We start from the raw sequence: 16,109 nt of genomic DNA, 5'->3' as shown, positions 1-16,109 counted from the left end.
TTCGACAGAAGTTACCGGACTTGCAACGTGTTGTGTTTCTAAGTATTCGGAAACAAACTGAACTGGCACATATCTGGTTCAATCGACTCCCCGGCGCCGCACCTAACCACGTATAGTATGCCGTTACGGGTGACGGGCTCCGAGTAGAAGGTACACCGGCCGGCGCCGGCTGGATAGGAGAGCGCACATCATGAACCAGTCTACACAGCAAGGGACGAGAGCGTACGGAATTACCGAACCATTGAGTGACAGCGAGTACCATCAAATACTCTCGTCAGACCGCCGGAGAACGATGCTCGAGGTTCTCGCGGAACGGACTGCCCCGGTCGAGCTCAAGGTCCTGGCGGTAGCAGTCGCTACTCGGGAAAACGAGTCTGACGTATTCACCGGAGAGACCCTAAAGCGGGTCGCGTCCACGCTCCACCACGTTCACCTTCCAAAGATGGCTGATTTCGGTATGGTGGATTACGACACGAACACGAACCGTATCGAGTCCTGTCCGTGAACCCGTACTTCACCGAACACTGACAAAAAATCGAAGGTTTGTTTTGCGATTGTCGTATCAGCAAATGCGATTACTAGTAGTACGTCTCTCGATTCCGTGACGATGTCGCTCTCTTGTCCCCCGAGGTTGTCCTCGATGTACTCGCGAAACGACTCGGTGGAGCGGTCGATGTCGGACGCGGAGTCGTCGACCGGTAGCATCTATCGGTGCCTCCGGCCGACGGCGGCAACAAGAGTCGCTCTTATGCAAAGCTGCGGAAAGACCGTATAATTACACTGAGCCGGCGTTTATTTGGCGATATGGCTTCTGCTCAGCCAGCGGTCGGCGGGATGTTTCGGCAGCTGATTGAGCTGGGCGTCGTCGAAGTCACTACGGAGCCGCTCGATGTACGCGGTGCCATTGTCCTCTTCGACTCCGCAGCTACAGCTCTGCAGTATCACCGATTTCCTACGCAAGAGCGGAACATTAATTACTGACATATTTAACTGGATATAATATGGAAAAACATCCAGAGTCCACCCTCGAAAAGAGGGCCGGACTCGGCAAACGATTCGTCGCCCGCATTCTAGACTGGTTGCTTATCAGTACCCCGTTCACAATCATCTACGCTCTCGTCCAAGCTGTCTTACAGGGGTCTGACACCGCCTGGGTGGCGGTGGCGTACCTCTTCTTCGGCCTCAGCTTCCGGGTCGTCTACTGCCTCTATCACACAATCATGGAGGCGACGTACGGCTACACGCTGGGGAAACTGGCGTTAGGGATAGTCGTTGCCGGCAAGGACGGAGCCGAGATCGGCTGGGGCCAATCAATCGCTCGGAACCTGTTGCGGTTCCTCGGCGTTTGGGTCTTTCCGTTTTCAGCGATACTCGCGGTGATCCTCATCGCTGTGAGCGACGACAAACAGCGGCTCGGCGACATGGTCGGCAGCACCGTCGTCGTCAAGCAGGCCTGAAACAACGTACTCATTCGGTCAGTCAATCCAGCTGGTGAATCCGTCGAGTTACTCGTTGATTGTCTCGTTATCGGGGTTTTCCGCAATTCTACATAAGAGCGACAAGAGTTAACCAACGTGTAGACCGGAACGGGCAGAGTTGGTTACGAGCCGTCGCTCTTGTGCGCAGTTGTGGAAAGACACCTCTCGTTGAATCGCGCAATACGGACAACAGACTTGTTCTCACGGGTACAATCAGGCGTCGAATGACCGCCCTCCACACGTTCCGAAGCCGAATCCGCCCGGGAGCACTACTGATTGTGTCGCTACTTGTCGGCGCAGCCACGTACATCGAGTTCGTATACTACGGACCAGCAACGCTGTACGCGGTGATTCTCTGGATTGTCGTTGTCCCGATGCTGTTCGCTATGACAGTGCAGGGTGTTCGAGACCATCCGCTCTACCAGCCACTCGTGTATGTCGGGTTCATCGCGATCGGAGTGCTCCAGTTCCTCGCCGACAACTGGGCTGTCCTTGCGGGCGTGTTCGTTGTCGCCGGGCTCGCTGGCTTGGCCTCCCAACTTCGGTGAATCCCCACACCGTTTGAGGAGTTGATACAACGAGCGGTGTCCGGAAGCAATAACGTCGCTGTACTGCGTTGAACCGCTAAAACAGCGCGTCGATTCTGTCACCTGTCACGGATTCCACGAGACACGGGAGTTGGGTGGGAACCGAGCGCCCCGCCCATCGCGACGGCGCGTTCGTGATTGGCGTCTTCTTCCCTGTTCTCACAGTCTCCAAGGTGCTCGTCGGAGAGAGCATCGTACAGTCAATGTCGTCGTAAGTTCCCTCATCGGCTCGACCCCTACAGGAGTATGGACGTTTACACCGCTCATTCTGGCCACCTGCTCAGCGTCGACTGCTCGTGAACACGCCCGAGGCGCTCCCAGCTGGCCAGTGCGCTACAGAATCTGCTGTATCCGGATTTCGCTACAGTTGCCAGAGAACCGACTGAATACACGGGCATAGTCAGCGGTCCGGAGAGCCGATCAGAAGTGATGGCCAGTACTCAGTACAGTTTTCAGGCCTATCGAGATGTGGGCCGGAAGAGGCGCCGATCAATCTCCCACGCCACTGCGAGGCTCGATAGTACGGCTACTACGCCGATCAAGCCGAACGGTGAACGCTGTGTGAGTGAGAGCGGGATTCCGACTGCGAATAGCGCCCACCGTATCGACTCCCGGTTCTCTCCGGACCGGTAATGAGAGACGATAGATGGGACGAGGAGACTCCCGCTGATCAGACCGACTAACAAGGGCGTCTGAACGGTCAGGGTCCCGACCGACAGTGTCGGGAACTGAGTGACAACCAGCGCTCCGCCTGCGACGAGGAGGACGAGGACGACGGGGCCGAAGAGAGTTGACCGACTCAGGGACACGATTGGGTAGTAGAGCCTCCCGCGACATAGACATTTGCCCGGGCCGCCCCACGTGCTATGATGGTCGATTCCGATATTCAGCGACGCCTGTTTCATACGGCGTAGTCTCCATGCGGTTTTCCACTGTCTATCGACTCCCTGTCGAGTGGACTGCCAGTAGCTGCTGTCCGGCACCGGTATCACACCCCCCAGAAGAACGCGATGCCGCCGACTGTCACCAGTGAGAGAAGCAGTTGCAGTGGTGCACCGATGCGGAAGTAGTCGCCGAAGCGATATCCCCCTGGGCCGTAGACAAAGAGGTTCGTCTGGTAGCCGATGGGCCCGAGAAAGGCCGTACTCGCGGCGAAGGTGACTGCCAGCACGAACGCGAAGGGGTTGGCTCCGATTCGGGACGCGGAGGCTGCCGCCACCGGGATGAGCAGGACGACACTGGCGTTGTTGCTGATGACCTCCGTAACGAGTCCCGTGGCGATGTAGAACAGCCAGAGGACGACGACGACTGGCAGCGCCCCGCCGATGGCGACGACCTGATCGGCCAGGAAGGTCGCACCACCGGTGCGTTCGAGCGCCACTCCGAGCGGAATCACGCCGGCCAGCAGGAAGATGATATCCCACTCGACAGCGTCGTACAGCTCGTTCGGTTCGAGCACGCCACCCACTACCATCGCTACGACGCCGCCCAACGCCGTTATCAGGAGCGGCAGTACTTCGAGCGCGGCGAGGCCTACCACGCCGACCATGATGGCGACCGAGACGGGCGCTTTCTCCGTCCGGTAGTTCGGCTCGCTCGGTTCGCGGGCGACGATGACGTCGGGGTCGCGGCTGAGTCGGTCGATACCCTCTTCCGGCACATCGACCAGGAGCGTATCACCGACGCGGAGGCGACGGCCGACGATTCGGTTGACGACCCCTTCACTCCAGCTCCGAAGGCCGAGTACGGCCGCCCCGTAATCCGCTCGGAACTGTTCCGGGTCGAGGGGCTCGCCGATAAGTCGCGAATCCATGGAGACGACTAGTTCGACCAGTGTCCCGGTGTCGCCCGAGTCGAGCGCCGCCGTACCAGTCCCACTGACCACGTCAAATCCCGCCAGCTCTGGGCCCTGCCTGACGACTTCCCGATTGGTTCGCACGACGAGTACGTCGCCCTCGTCGAGTCGTTTCTCTTGTCTTGGCGCGACGGTCTCCTCCCGGTCACGGACCAGCTCCACGATGTCGATGTCGGGTCCCAGTGCCGCGGTCACCGATTCGACCGACTCCCCGACAAACTGCGAGTCGGGGCCGACAGCGAGCTCTGTGACGTATTCCCCGACGTCGTACTCCGCGAGATAATCGGCCTGTGGGGGAACTCGCGCCGGCAGTAACCGGTGCCCCACGAAGACCAGGTAGGCCCCGCCGACCAAGACAACTAGCAAGCCGAGTCCAGTGAACTCGAACATCGAGAAGGCGTGTAGCTCCGGATACCGACTAGACAGTCTCGCGCTGACGTTGCTGGCGAGGATATTCGTCGAAGTGCCGATGAGTGTCAACGTCCCCCCGAGCTGGGACGCATACGATAGCGGGATGAGCAGCTTCGACGGCGAGGTGTCGCCACGATTGGCCACGTCGGTAACGACCGGCACGAGCAAGGCGACCACTGGCGTGTTGTTGAGGAAGCCGGAGAACGAACTGGAGATACCGACGGTCGTGAGCAGTTGTCGACGGAGGTTCGTCCCGGCGAAGTTGGCCATCCGACGCCCCAGTCGCTGGACCAGCCCGGTCCGGCTGACACCCGAACTCAGGATGAGCATCGCGAGGACGGTGATAGTCGCCTCGTTGGCGAACCCGGAAATCGCTTCCGCTGGGGAGATGGTCGTCCACGGCTCCAGTAGCGTCAAGACGAGCAGTATGACGATGGCCGTTACGTCGACGGTCAGCGCCTCGGAGACGAACAGGACGAGAGCCAGCAGTACCACCCCGAGGACCACCAGGATGTCTGTGGAGACGCCCACTTGCAGCAACTGTCCGTGGGACCAGCCCATCGTCGACGAATTCGGTCCTCGGGGGCAAAGTTACGGTTCGATTATCGGCACATCCGACGTCTTCACTCGGCCGTCCCGGGAATCCGCCGTTCACCGAACCACCGCTGGAGCCACGCGCGGACGAACGGTCCAGAAGGGGTGGCTTGATGTGACCACTTCTCCGTCGACTCGGTCCCCGATTGTGTCGGGGACATCGCCGAAGACGGCGCGGCTCAGCAGTCCCTCCCGAGTGGTCCCATCGCTATCGTCTCGACCTCGTTCCCGGTGGCAGATCGGCCTCCGGGAAGCAGCGCTGTGGACAGATATCCCATCTGAGAACTGGCGGCACAGGCTTATACCGTTTCATCTGAGTGGGTCATATATGCGTGAGACGGCGGACGTTCGCGTGATCCACGTCGACGACGAGCCGGATTTCGCCGACACAGTAGCTGACCTCCTCGAACGCGAAGACGATGGATTCACCGTCGAGACCGCAACGAGCGCCAGCCAGGGGCTGAATCAGCTTGCCGACCACGACGTCGACTGCATCGTCTCCGACTACGACATGCCCGACCAGAACGGTATCGAATTCCTCGAAACCGTCCGTGAGACGGCCCCCGACCTACCGTTCATACTGTTCACCGGCAAAGGTTCGGAAGAAGTCGCCGGTGATGCCATCTCCGCCGGCGTCACTGACTACCTGCGAAAAGAGCGTGGCACTGACCAGTACACCGTGTTGGCAAACCGGGTGCGAAACGCCGTCGAACGATACCGTGCCGAACACGCCCGCGAGCGTCAGCGCAAAGCCAGCGAAACCACGCAGGAAGGCATCAGCATCCTCGACGAGGACGGCGATTTCATCTACGTCAATCAGGCGTACGCGGAGCTCTATGGCTATGACCCCGAAGAGCTACTCGGCGAACACTGGGAACTGATCTACCCCGACGACGAGGTAGAATTCGGACGGACCGAAATCTTGCCGACGGTCGCACAAGAGGGGGTCTGGAGCGGTGAAACAAACGGCCGCCGAGCCGACGGCACCACCTTTCCCGAAGACCACCGTGTCGTACAGACGGACTCGGGTGAGTTGATCTGCTCGGTACGGGACCTCTCTGCGGAGCAAGCGCTGCGGATCGAGCGCACCCGATTCGGGACGCTCGTGGAGACGCTCAGCGACCCCGTCTACGTTCTCGACGAGACGGGACGGTTCGAGTACGTGAACGACGCGCTCGTCGAGATGGTTGGCTACGACCGCGGGACGATTCTCGGGGAGACGCCGGCACTGATCAAATCGGACCAGGCGATCGAGCGGGCAGAGACTCACCTCGGGCGGCTCCTCTCTTCTGACGGGCCCGACACCGTGCAGTTCACGATCGAGATCCAGCCCGAGGATGGGCCGCCGATTCCCTGCGAGGACCACATGGGTATCTTGCCCTACAGAGGGGACTGCTTCGAGGGTTCGGTCGGGATTTTGCGGGACATCACCGAACGAGAAGAGCGCGAACGGGAACTGAAACAGCGGAACCAACGCCTCGACGAGTTCGCCAGCGTCGTCTCCCACGACCTCCGGAACCCGCTCAACGTGGCCGTGGGCGGCATCGATCTCGCACGGTCGGAGTGGGACAGCGAGCACTTAGAGCGCGCCGAGCGTGCTCTGGATCGAATGGAGGCCCTGATCGAAGACCTCCTGACGCTGGCCCGCGGGGACGAGACGGTAACTGAACTCGAACCGGTCGATCTCGCGGAGATAACCGAGCAGTGTTGGGCGAACGTCGAGACGATGGACGCCACGCTCGTCGCCGACAGTGACTGCAGAATCTACGCCGACGCGAATCGGCTGAAGCAGATGGGTGAAAACCTCGTCCACAATGCGATCGAACACGGCGGCGACGACGTGACCGTGACTGTCGGTGAGTTTGACGGGGGGTTCTACATCGAAGACGACGGTCCGGGAATCCCCGAGGACGAACACGACGACGTGTTCGCTGTGGGGTACTCGACGAGCGACGGGGGGACGGGATTCGGGCTGAGCATCGTCGAGCGGATTGTCGAGGCCCACAATTGGGAGCTCTGCATCACAGACGGCTCCGACGGGGGCGCACGATTCGAGGTCACCGGCGTCGAGTTCGTTTCCGAGTAGCTGCTCTGTATCGGCCATCTTGCCGGGGTCAGGCCCGAGTACCGAGACGTAGCCTGTCGGTCGTAAGCTAGTGATGGGTCGGTTCGATAGCGGGGCCGGCCGGTGGGTTCTTACGAGCGTGTCCAGATACTATCTGGATGGCGCATTCGGAGATACAGGCGTGTGATTTCTGTGGGGTCGAAGAGATGTCCAATACCGTGCTCACTGGCGCTGAAACGGTCGAATATCTGGATGGGGCGCCAAGAGCCTCCCTCCCGAGTACGGTGCTGTGCTACGATTGTGCCCGAGACGTACGTGATTATCTGGAGGCGCGGAAAGCCATCGAGAACGAAGATAGCGACGGACTCGCTCCCTTCGGCGAAGCGGATGCCGAAGCGGTGCTGGACCGGATGGTCGACAACGAGCATCTCGTGCTCGAACTCGGGCGGGAATCCGGATACGGTATCCGGTCACGCGACGGAGTATGGAAACACGCGGTCTTCCGAGCGCCGGGACCGAGCACGATAGAGAGGCTCACCCGCGCGGAAGTCCGGACGCGTATCCTGAACGCAAAGCGGCTGACACTCAAACAGTTCGACCCAGTCGCGTGGGACCGCTTCGACACACAGCGGTGAGTGGCGACTATCGCCGCGAGGAACACGAGGGCAGTGCGTGTGGCACGGACGTTCTCTCGGCGTGTTGGTTTCGCCAGCGGTCTCGGTAAACTAGCTGTACAGTCGGGTCGCATATACGCTGCGTCACGACGGAACGAAGCGTTATACCGCCGGTACGTCAATATCCTGTCTGAATGGACGTTCCCGCCACTCCGACTCGCCGCGACGCACTCCGCATCGGCGGAGCCCTCATTACGACGGCAGCTGCTGGCTGTAACTCCCTTTCAAAATCGGGTTCCACCGGACTCGTTCTCCACAACGCCCTCGATGTCGAGGTGCGGGTGATGGTGACGGTAACCAACGCCAATCGAGACGAACCGATCCTCGATTCAGAGGTCGTGACTGTGGCTCGCGGAGACCGACTGGTCGTAAGTGACGATATCCCACGAGAGAACGGCCATCTGGTCACTGTCTCTGTAGATATTGACGAGCAACCCTCCGCCGAGTTAGCGTGGAAGCAAGTCACGGAGCCGCTTCATGTCATCATTCATCGAGACGATATCGTATTCACCGTCGAACCGTCGGAGTAGCGACTACCAGTCCCAGCTCTCTTTACCCCCACAGATGGCTAACTGCGTAATCGTATGCCCTCTGTCAGCCCTATTTCGCCGATTACGTCCGGGAGGAAGCGTTGCAGCATCTCCTGTATCGCCATTTCGCCCGAGGCAGTGGGATACGCCAGTTATCCTCTCGACGATGGGGACACTCGGGAGACATATCTGTCAAACAAACGGGTCTACCGACAATCGAGACACGATTATTGAAACTGATTATTTGCCGATTAGATATAAATAATATAGTACTAAAGTCGGCGCATGGGACTATTCGACGGGGTAAAGGACAAAGTAGAGGGATTAAATCAGAAACGGAAAGAGGTCGAAGAGGAATCTGCGCTGCAGATGGAGTTGAAGCTACAGAAGTGGGTACTCAATGTCGAAGACTGTCTCGTAGCCGCCATCTACTACCCGCCGGAAGGGGGTGAACCGGGCTTCTTTCAGTATTACGTCAAATCGGACGGGAGCGCCGAACTCACTGATGAACTGCTCGATTCCGACTACGTCGAGGATATAGAACCAACGCGGAGTCTCGGGCCAGAGTACGAGGTTCTAACAGTCAATCTCACTCGGGAAGGTGACAATATCGCCGCTGACTGGGGGCAATTCGATGAACCCGTTTTCGGTCCGGACGACAGGTTCGAAGCCATGTACGTGGCCATCGAAAACGAGTTCTCGAAGTATGTCGACCAGCTCATCGAGGAGCCGGGCGTTGGATACATCAGGCCCCTTACTGAGGAGGAATCAGAAAATCCGCTACAGGTGTTTTTGCTCGAAGACAGAATGGACGTGGATAATCCTACAGAGGTTCTGTTGGCACCGTATCTAATCGACATCGAGATTACCGCTGCTGAACAGCAGGCAGTGCTCGCCATCGAGTTGCTACTCGATCCGTTAGTCGACTCCGTCGTCTCGTCGGATTTGGGAGCGTACGAACGGGAAGACCAATCTGAACGGCTGGAACTGCACAGACGATTGGATGGACTGTAAGCGAACGTTCGAATCTGTAGCTACACCGCGTGAGTTGTCAGCATCGATATGTCAGAAACTCTAGCTTCGGTAATTCCACTACACTCCACTGTTACTATTTCTGTCGGTAAGAAAAATTATATATATATATTCGTATCCACCATACCTTATTTGTAATGCTCTATCGGAACTGCATCGCACTCGATGGCACGTCTTTCTCAGAAGCATCCGTCTCGACTACCCGACTGGTCCGCCACTAGTCAACAATGGCGGTCGTTACCCCAGATGCTGACAAGTGCTATGCCAGCGTCCGAGCGGAGCCAACTGCATCGATGGGGACCGACGATCGGGACCGGCAAGCAGTACGAAATCACAGTCCCGAGCAGAACGACCACAACCTGAGTCGGGCCCGGTTTCGTCGGGTGATCGCTGTTCAGAATCATCTGACCACTCCCCGCTCGCAGGTATCGCTGGATCGAGCACCAGGTGACACAGACAACTCATGACAAAATCAACTGCACAAGACCGTGGGACGGCTGGCGACGACCCGAATCAGGCCCAATCCGCAAGGGCTGCCGTCAGGGAGTTCGGTGATAGCTGGAAGCGCCCGAACGATTTCACCGACCGGGCGACAGTTAGTGACGTAACTCCAGAGCGGTGTGAGAAACATATCGTCAAGGAAATCACGGCCGTCGAAAACCGAGAAACGATCAGAACACCTCCGAGCGAATACGACGCAGCAGTAAATAATCGAACGTCGTTCGAGGACAGATACGACCTTGCAAGGTCAGAATTTCCTGACACGACGGTCGAGTACGTCTGTAAACCGGACAGTGTCGATACGTGCCACGAATGTTCCGGTGCCGGAGAAACGCGGTGTTCGACCTGTTCAAACGGCAAAGTTAGCTGTGGGACGTGTAACGGCAACGGAATGGAGTCGTGTAGCAACTGCTCGGGGTACACGAGTACCGGACCGAAAGGGCAGATCGGCTGTCCGGACTGTGGCGCCTCTGGCACGCGTGGCCACGGGGACGAGAAGCGAACCTGTGCGACCTGTAACGGCGACCGCCACGTGATGTGTAACAGTTGCAGTGGTTCCGGTGAACATCGATGCACGAACTGTGGCGGAGGTGGGACTGTCACCTGCGGGACCTGTGGCGGGACGACGATCGTCGTCTGTGGGGTCTGTCAGGGGGAGTGTGAACTGGTTACAGCTGATGTGGGAAGCGTGGAATTTGAAACTGAAACCTCGGAGAAAGGACTGAGTGACATCGGTGTTCCGGAAAAATACATAACTCGCGAAAGGGGGACGAAATTCAAGACAGAAGAGACATGGAACGACGTCGCAGAACTGGACACCGAAACCGTCGTTCGGACGCAAACAGAGCGGCGCCACGTCGATGCTACCCGTATCGACTACAGCTACGGCGATGAAGAGTGGGAACTGTACGACGTAGAGGGGTCAGTTAGAGCCCAGTCGTATCCAAAATCCGGAGCCCGAAATCTGGTTCCGTGGGTGATAGGTGGAGCGCTATTGCTCCTTCTCGGAGTCGGTGTCTACCAGTTCCTCCTCTAGCGTCACCAGCCGTTTGACTCACACGTGAACCAACGAACCACGGACTAATACCGCCACATGAAAGCTATCAACACAGACACGTTCAACACGCAAATTCAGACCACCTTGGCCGGCAAACACCTCCTTTCGTTGCGGAGTTCAATCAGGGGGGTGGTCCAGAGATGGACCGGGGCCACCGGGAGGCAGGTATGATTTTCGGGCTCGGCGAAGCGGATAAGGACCCCGTTATTGGTGTCGATATCGGAAGCTCAGTAACGTACCTTGGAGGGCTCGAACCCGACAACTCTGGCATGATTACTATCACAGGGTCCGATGGGAAGTTACTGGTCCCAACGGAGGGGGCCATACTTGGCGAGGAGATCGCCGCTGGCACTCAGGCGGGAGAGCTCCTGGACCGGGGAGCCGACGTGGTCGATATACTGACCCCGTTTATGATCAGCAAGGAAACCCGGGACGGAAAGTTGCCACCGCTAGATCACGGGCAGCCAGGGGCCGTCCGACGGGAGTTCTTCGAGCACCTGTATACCCGCATCGAGACGGATGTCGACGGCTGGGAGGGGCGTATTGCGATCCCGTTTCGCCCGTGGATTGACGAGACAAACAGGGATTTACTGGAAGAGTTCCTCCGGGACGCTGGCTTCGATGTCGTCTGTCGTCTCAGTTCACCAGTCGCGACCGCAATCGGATACTGGGAACACCACCGAATCAAAGACCCACACTACTCGCAGAACCCGCGAGAGGGCGCAGTACTTCTTACCGTCGACATGGGTGCCACATTCATCGATGCTGCAGTAATCTCGGTCGACCACAGTCAGTATCGTCAGTTATCGCTGGAAGCTAGCGCGTTCAAACAAACGTGGGAACGCGGGTTTGTCAGCCAGTTATTGAAGACGAAAGATTTCGATGTTCCCTCACACGAACTGCAGGCTCTAGAGGTCGTTCTGGAGAGAGAACTGTCGAAGAGTATCGAGCAACTGCTCACAAAAGGGGACGAAACAGTTCAAATCAGGATTCCAGAAGTGTTTACCGGGGCAGGTGGTGAAGTGCTCACCATCTCTTCATCGACGTTCCAGCGGTACGCGTCGTTACGGATGGAGGGATACAACGATCGGATCCAGGAGGCCCTGTCATCTGCCGGGCTTGACTCGTTGGAAGATATCGATATAGTGATTACTGGCGGGTTTCCAGCCCGAACGGTTCCGGTGTTACACTGGTGGAGTACACAGGGAGCTGACTGGGGCACTATGAGTAACCCGAACGAAACTGTGGATTCAAATGCGAAAGTCAGAATCACCGGCGGATTCGGTGGAAAAACACTCCCCTCTCATGGCGCATCTGCGTTAGCGAATTCCGAGGTGGGCCATACGAAGTCAAATATCAAAATTCAGTAGCCCGTATCGGTTCAATTGCCGGTAGTTGGGTTACCGATACGTCCTGACACGAGTAGCTACGTACTGAGATACCAAAGAAGCATATTCATCGGAACGACGAAGACTGTGAGAACGGCAGGCAGCGACTGGACAATCAGATAAAACGGGGCCCAGCAAGCGGAAACCGTTCTAAAACTGCTATCGATGACAACCGAGACCGAAGTCGATGTATTCGCCGACCGCCTCCGGTTGAGGCAAAAAATCGAGCAGGCAGGTCGAAGTTTGGGTCGTCAGTCGACTGCCACGCTGAAATTTATAAGAGACCTTATATGCAAAGGGAGAAATCATCATATAGCTACTACTCACAGGCTATCTAGCCTGTTCTAAATATGATACTATGGACCGGATAGACGTCGAAGATGCCACACCGAACGCGGGAGATTACTATTCCCGGATAGCAGCCGCTCCAGATTTCAGCGCAGAGGAACTGCAAAACGCTGCAGATGCTGTCTACCGTGAGTACCAAATCCGCGCGAGAACAGGCGATGAGAGCGACATAAGTGCACAGATACAGCGAGTCAAAGATGCGAGAGAGGTACTCACAGACCCGGAGCTAAGAGAACAGTACGATATCTTCCACCGGGCAGTTCCCAGTTCCCGGGCCGATGCCTACGAAAATTGGCAAAAGAGTGAAACGACACTATCGCCGAACGCGTGGTTAAGAATCGAAGATGGGGACAGTTCAGCGTCGGAGTCGACCTCACAGACAGAGTCAGAAACGGACACGACGGACAGTTCCAGATACAAATACGACACATCGTCACCGGGGAAATCGAGTTCTTCGAACGACTCCTCGTCCGGTTCTACATCGGAGACTAACAGTGGAAAAAGTCGTGGCGGCTCGACACGCGAATCGGAGGCGTCGACAGACACGGGTTCTGAACGTTCTACTTCAGCTTCTAGTACCTCGTACTCGCAAGGTGGGACGTCCTCAACTTCTGGGACCGCGTATTCGCAGGGGGAGACATCCGGTCGAGATTCTACGGGTGGTTGGGAGAGTTCGACAACGCAGTCCGCGGGTTCGAATGAAGACAAAACGGCATCAGGATTCGACGAGAGCGAGGACAACGGGACAGATTCCGTCGAACTAACAGCTCAAACAGCGGTAACGAGTCATTTGATGGCACTCGTTTCTGATGGTGTCGGAGGAATCGGTATCGGTATCGGCGTCGTTATCGGCCAATTAGTGTGGGTTGTTTTGGCAGTTATTATGCTCATAGCTGGAGCGATCATCTCGTTCTTCTACGGAATATTGAACTGGTTCGTCGAATTACTAACACCGATATCTATCGCAGTGACCGGCGGGCTTGGAAGCGACATTTACAACGGCAGCTTGGTGCTGCTGGGTGTCGGAATTGTCTGGCTCACCGGCGCCATCGGGCTGTTCATCTACGAAGTCGGCCTGAGTGTATTTGATGGAGACGACACTGACGAGTTGGGCTCCCAGAGACATATCGCCCTCCGATGGTCCCTAGTTGCGGTACCACTCGTCCCTCTCCTCTATTTCTTTGGAGACCTCCGTACAATCGCCCCAGAAACGCTAGAGACGAGTGTGCTGGGAGGTCTGTTCGCTTTGTTCTTTTTAGCGCGTGTCGTCACAGTTTCGTTAGACCGGTTGTTCTTCACGTCAGTTGCTGTCTGGTTAGCAGCAACCACTACAGCAATCGGCAGCGCTCACGTGCTACTATTCAACATGTATTGGACCGAGATCGGTGAGGAATTTATCAGGATCTGGCAGAACACAGGCTTGCCTTCCACGCTCGAATTCACGATACAGATAATGCTGATAGCTGGAGCGGGGCTGTTCGTTCTCACAGAGGTGGTGCGAGGGGTCGATTACGTTCGAGATTGAGCCCTAATCAGAACACGTCGCGATCTTCGAGTGCCACGATGTCGTCCTCCCGAGCCGAGTGCGTTCTCGGTGCACCCATGCCTCTCGCTTACGTCTGGTACCGCAGGACCGGAGAAATAACATTTTTTATAGATGCATAGATAGGCTAGATTTTCATAGCGTTACTGCGGTGTATCTGGTAATTAGTGAGTTGCTCAGTGGGTTCAAGTAGGGGGATACCTAATAAATTAGAGAGATGTCTGATAGAAGCCGAACAGTCGGCATTGACCTCGGGACGACGAACAGTGCGATGGCAGTTCTAACGATGAACGAACCGGAGATTATTCCCAACAGCAGCGGCAACCGGACCACTCGATCTGTAGTTTCTTTTACCGACGAAGGAGCGGTAGTCGTTGGCAAAGAGGCGGTGAACAAACTCATAACAGACCCGGAGCAGACTGTCGAACAGGTCAAGCGTGAAATGGACAACGACGGCTGGGAAATCGAAGCGCACGGCGAGTCCTACGACCCACAGCAGGTATCAGCACTCATTATCGAAAAGTTAGTCGCAGATGCCGAAGATTATCTCGGTGAAGATGTCGACTCCGTCGTCATCACAGTCCCTGCATATTTTTCCGAAAAAGAGATCCAGGCAACCAAGAACGCTGGCGAAATCGCAGGAGTAACGGTCGAGGGTGTCAAAAAAGAACCCAGTGCCGCCTGCCTGGCTTACGGTGTCAAAGAGGGCCAGCAGGAAGTCGACGCAGAGGACGAAGAGCTCGCTTTCGTCTATGACCTCGGTGGGGGAACGTTCGATGCGACACTAGTGGATATCGCTAGCGACTATTCCAACCTCGAAACGAAGTCAACTGAGGGAGACCACGACCTCGGCGGTGAAGACTGGACCTCTCGAATCGTCGACTCGATTACGGACCAGATCGAAGAAGACACCGGTGTTGATGTCGCAGAAGATCGCGAGCAATATGGACGCGTCCGTGACGCTGCGGTGACTGCAAAACACTCCCTCTCGCAGTCTCAATCCACAAATATCACGATTCCTTTCGTCGTCCCGGAGCAGAGCTACAACTACGAGAACGAGTTTACCCGGGACCAGTTTGAAGAGCTGACGAGCGATCTCCTGGAAAACACGCTCGACTGCTGTGACCGACTCTTCGACCGGGTAGATTACTCACCTGATGATGTCGATACCGTCTTGCTGGTCGGCGGGAGCACTCGGATGACTCAGTGTGAAGACGCTACGCGAGAGTACTTCGGGAAGGATCCGGTCAAGAAGGTCAATCCCGACGAAGCAGTAGCCATCGGAGCAGCGATGTTCGCCGACATCAGTGAAACTGCCGGAGAGAATATCGCCGATATCCTGCCAGGAGATGCCTCGAACGTACTCATGACTGAAGTGGTGCCACAGTCCTTCGGTGTGGAGCTGGCCGACGGCTCTCTCGACGCGCTTATCGAACAGGACGAGGCTATTCCGGCCACCGCCGACGATGAATATACGAACGCTCACGACGGGCAGGAAACCATGAACGTGCGCATCCATCAGGGCGAAGTACACGATAACGCCAACGCTGAAGAGAACACCTATATCGGGAACCTTCGGCTCGAAATTCGCAACCCGAAACCGAGAGGCGGTGTCACAGCGACTGTCACCTTCGAGATCGACGTTGACGGCACTCTCGCTGTGGAAGCCAGAGACGAAGAAACCGGGGAAGAAGTTCAGGCCTCCTTCGAGAGTATCTTCCATCTCTCCGAGAAAGAACTAGAGGGGAAGCAGAAGGCGCTGCCAGACCAAGAAGGCGCAACGTGATTGGCGGGCGATGTCGACGAGCGATGGTGTGAACAACGTGCGGTGAATCTGGCAAAACTCGGCGGGAGAGAGTCGAAGTGACGACGGAACGCGTTAGACCACCACCCATCGACGCTGTCGTTCTGAGAGAACTCCCCTACGGGTAATCCCGAGGCTTCTACTGACACTCTCGATACAATCCCAGCGAGACGATACAACCGCTCATCATCCACAAACGGTTCGGCGATTCCCTTCTACTCCGGTACAGAGAGGACCAAGCG

Annotated in this window: 13 protein-coding genes; 11 read left to right on the top strand and 2 right to left on the bottom strand. The window is 57.0% G+C overall.

Annotated elements, in window-relative coordinates:
• The first annotated feature begins 190 nt into the window (after positions 1-190).
• From NDI56_RS16940 to NDI56_RS16930, 3 genes are all read left to right on the top strand, one after another.
• Positions 191-505: a DUF7344 domain-containing protein gene (locus tag NDI56_RS16940; protein WP_470303421.1), complete on the top strand. Its 315-nt coding sequence runs from the start codon at positions 191-193 to the stop codon at positions 503-505.
• Between the two features lie 496 nt (positions 506-1,001).
• Complete coding sequence (locus NDI56_RS16935; RefSeq protein ID WP_310920856.1) at positions 1,002-1,457, top strand: RDD family protein; 456 nt, start codon at positions 1,002-1,004, stop codon at positions 1,455-1,457.
• A gap of 245 nt (positions 1,458-1,702) precedes the next feature.
• Positions 1,703-2,026: a hypothetical protein gene (locus tag NDI56_RS16930; RefSeq protein ID WP_310920855.1), complete on the top strand. Its 324-nt coding sequence runs from the start codon at positions 1,703-1,705 to the stop codon at positions 2,024-2,026.
• A 1,027-nt stretch (positions 2,027-3,053) separates the two neighbouring features.
• On the opposite strand, the gene NDI56_RS16925 is transcribed toward NDI56_RS16930, so the two are convergent.
• Both NDI56_RS16925 and NDI56_RS16920 read right to left on the bottom strand, forming a co-directional pair.
• Positions 3,054-4,892, bottom strand: a complete 1,839-nt coding sequence (locus NDI56_RS16925) for an SLC13 family permease (protein WP_310920854.1) — start codon at positions 4,890-4,892, stop codon at positions 3,054-3,056.
• A gap of 62 nt (positions 4,893-4,954) precedes the next feature.
• Positions 4,955-5,086 carry a hypothetical protein gene (locus tag NDI56_RS16920; protein ID WP_310920853.1) on the bottom strand — a complete coding sequence of 44 codons (132 nt, stop codon included), beginning with the start codon at positions 5,084-5,086 and terminating at the stop codon, positions 4,955-4,957.
• Positions 5,087-5,253: 167 nt separating this feature from the next.
• Here NDI56_RS16920 and NDI56_RS16915 point away from each other — a divergent pair, with 167 nt between their 5' ends.
• The 8 genes from NDI56_RS16915 to NDI56_RS16880 all read left to right on the top strand — a co-directional run bounded on the left by NDI56_RS16915 (position 5,254) and on the right by NDI56_RS16880 (position 15,849).
• Positions 5,254-7,011, top strand: a complete 1,758-nt coding sequence (locus NDI56_RS16915; RefSeq protein WP_310920852.1) for a hybrid sensor histidine kinase/response regulator — start codon at positions 5,254-5,256, stop codon at positions 7,009-7,011.
• 137 nt (positions 7,012-7,148) lie between these two features.
• Positions 7,149-7,625, top strand: coding sequence for a hypothetical protein (locus NDI56_RS16910; protein ID WP_310920851.1), 477 nt, complete (start codon positions 7,149-7,151; stop codon positions 7,623-7,625).
• Positions 7,626-7,798: 173 nt separating this feature from the next.
• The gene (locus tag NDI56_RS16905) at positions 7,799-8,194 is read left to right on the top strand and encodes a hypothetical protein (protein WP_310920850.1); all 396 of its coding nucleotides are present in this window, start codon (positions 7,799-7,801) and stop codon (positions 8,192-8,194) included.
• Between the two features lie 285 nt (positions 8,195-8,479).
• The gene (locus NDI56_RS16900) at positions 8,480-9,208 is read left to right on the top strand and encodes a hypothetical protein (protein WP_310920849.1); all 729 of its coding nucleotides are present in this window, start codon (positions 8,480-8,482) and stop codon (positions 9,206-9,208) included.
• A gap of 481 nt (positions 9,209-9,689) precedes the next feature.
• Positions 9,690-10,763: a hypothetical protein gene (locus NDI56_RS16895; RefSeq protein WP_310920848.1), complete on the top strand. Its 1,074-nt coding sequence runs from the start codon at positions 9,690-9,692 to the stop codon at positions 10,761-10,763.
• Between the two features lie 161 nt (positions 10,764-10,924).
• Positions 10,925-12,154 (top strand): hypothetical protein, encoded by a 1,230-nt coding sequence (locus tag NDI56_RS16890; protein WP_310920847.1) that lies wholly within the window; start codon positions 10,925-10,927, stop codon positions 12,152-12,154.
• A gap of 376 nt (positions 12,155-12,530) precedes the next feature.
• Positions 12,531-14,045 (top strand): J domain-containing protein, encoded by a 1,515-nt coding sequence (locus NDI56_RS16885; protein ID WP_310920846.1) that lies wholly within the window; start codon positions 12,531-12,533, stop codon positions 14,043-14,045.
• A gap of 235 nt (positions 14,046-14,280) precedes the next feature.
• Positions 14,281-15,849: an Hsp70 family protein gene (locus tag NDI56_RS16880; RefSeq protein WP_310920844.1), complete on the top strand. Its 1,569-nt coding sequence runs from the start codon at positions 14,281-14,283 to the stop codon at positions 15,847-15,849.
• Positions 15,850-16,109: the final 260 nt, after the last annotated feature.

It is taken from the genome of Halomicroarcula saliterrae, from assembly GCF_031624395.1.
Lineage (GTDB): Archaea > Halobacteriota > Halobacteria > Halobacteriales > Haloarculaceae > Haloarcula > Haloarcula saliterrae.
This window is presented reverse-complemented; position numbering and strand designations above follow the sequence as displayed.